Genomic DNA, 1,751 nt, shown 5'->3' with positions numbered 1-1,751 from the left:
GGGCTCTGACTCACTTTTGGTGCAGGCGAGTTGATGGATCTCGGCTTTTGCCGTCGGAGATCCTGCCATGGCCCGTAGCCTTCATCTCGGTTCGGTCATCCCGCCCGGCCTTGTCGTCGATCACATCGAGGTGGGAACAGGTCTGACCATCACTGCTCGGCCCAAAGCCGCGTCGGCTCGTTGTCCGAGGTGTGACGGCATCTCGTCTCGAATGCACAGCCGCTATACCCGCACCCTGTCGGATCTGCCGGTCGCCGGCCGGCGCGTCGTCATCACGGTCAGCGTCCGCCGGTTTCGGTGCATCGAACCGAAGTGCCGGACAAAGGTCTTCGCCGAGCGGCTCGAACCGGACCTCGCCACTGCCTACGCCCGCCGCACGGGACGGCTCGAGACCCTGGTTCATCATCTCGGCCTCGCGCTCGGTGGCAGGCCGGCGGAAAGCTTCGCCCGCCGGCTCATGGTGCCGGCGAGCCGGGACACGATGTTGCGGACCGTGCGCCGCCGCGCCCGGAGGCCGGCCGAGACCCTGACCGTGATCGGCATCGACGATTGGGCGTTCCGCCGCGGGCACCGCTACGGCACGCTGATCTGCGATCTGGAGCGGCGGCGTGTCATCGCCCTCCTGCCGGATCGCGAGAGCGGCACCGTCGAGGCATGGCTCTCCGCCCATCCCGAGATCGCCGTCCTCGCCCGTGACCGCGGCGGCTGCTACGGCGAGGCTGCGACGCGGGCGTTGCCCATGGCGACCCAGGTCGCTGACCGCTGGCATCTGATGGAGAATGCCAGTGCCGCCTTCCTCGATACCGTGCGCAAGTCGATGGCCGCCATCCGTGTCGCGGTGGGGGCCGCCACGATCGACCCCGACCGGCTCACCTGCGCCGAACGCCTACAGTACGAGGGCTACCGTCGGCGGATGGCGACTGCCGAGGCGATCCTGACGCTGTCGCGACAGGGGCTGCCGATCCGGCAGATCGTCCGCAAGACCGGACACAGCCGCAAGCTCGTGCGTGATGTGCTGCGTGGCCTGACCGGCGACGTGTTCCGGGCACGCCAGAGCAGCCTTGAGGCCTATCTGCCTCGGCTCCATGCCGAGTGGACGGCCGGCTGCCGCAACGGTGCCGAGTTGTGGCGACGCCTGCGTGCCGACGGGTTTACCGGCAGCCTCCGCGTCGTCGGAGAGTGGGCGACCCGCCGTCGGCGCCATGAACAAGCTCCCGAAGGGGCATCGGGCAAGGTGCCTTCTGCGCGCCTTCTCGCGCGGATGATGACGACCGGGCGGGACGGCTTGAGCAAGGCAGAGGCCGTGATGGTGGCGACGATCGAGGCGGCGGTCCCGGCGCTCGACGAGGCTCGTTTTCTCCTGTCCGGCTTCCAGACCATGATCCGTGAGCGCAGACCACCGGACCTCGACACATGGATCGACACGGCTGCCCGCGGCCTCCTCGCGTCCTTCGCCAGCGGCTTGTCGAGAGACAGGGCGGCTGTCGCCGCGGCGCTGGTCGAACCATGGTCGAACGGCCAGACCGAGGGGCAGATCACCCGCCTCAAGCTCGTGAAGCGGCAGATGTACGGTCGGGCCAAGCTCGATCTGCTCGAAGCGCGGCTGATCGGCACCGGGTGACGTACCTGCATCGAGAGTGCGCCAGACCCCCGATTGGACGCCGATCAGCCCTTCAGCCGGGTTCTTTTTCCACGCCGATTCTCACCCAGCCGGGTCGGGCGCATCGGCGCGCTCCAGGCGTTGGGCGTGG

General features: G+C 68.6%; 1 protein-coding gene. It reads left to right on the top strand.

Annotation, left to right across the window (positions count from 1 at the left end; translation table 11 throughout):
- The first annotated feature begins 67 nt into the window (after positions 1 to 67).
- On the top strand, positions 68 to 1,621 hold the full coding sequence (locus MZTS_RS21915; protein ID WP_192285412.1) for an ISL3 family transposase: 1,554 nt from the start codon (positions 68 to 70) through the stop codon (positions 1,619 to 1,621).
- Positions 1,622 to 1,751: the final 130 nt, after the last annotated feature.

This window comes from Methylorubrum zatmanii (assembly GCF_014845115.1).
Taxonomy (GTDB): Bacteria; Pseudomonadota; Alphaproteobacteria; order Rhizobiales; family Beijerinckiaceae; genus Methylobacterium; species Methylobacterium zatmanii.
The sequence above is the reverse complement of the archived record's forward strand: the minus strand, read 5'-3'. Positions and strand labels throughout refer to the sequence as shown.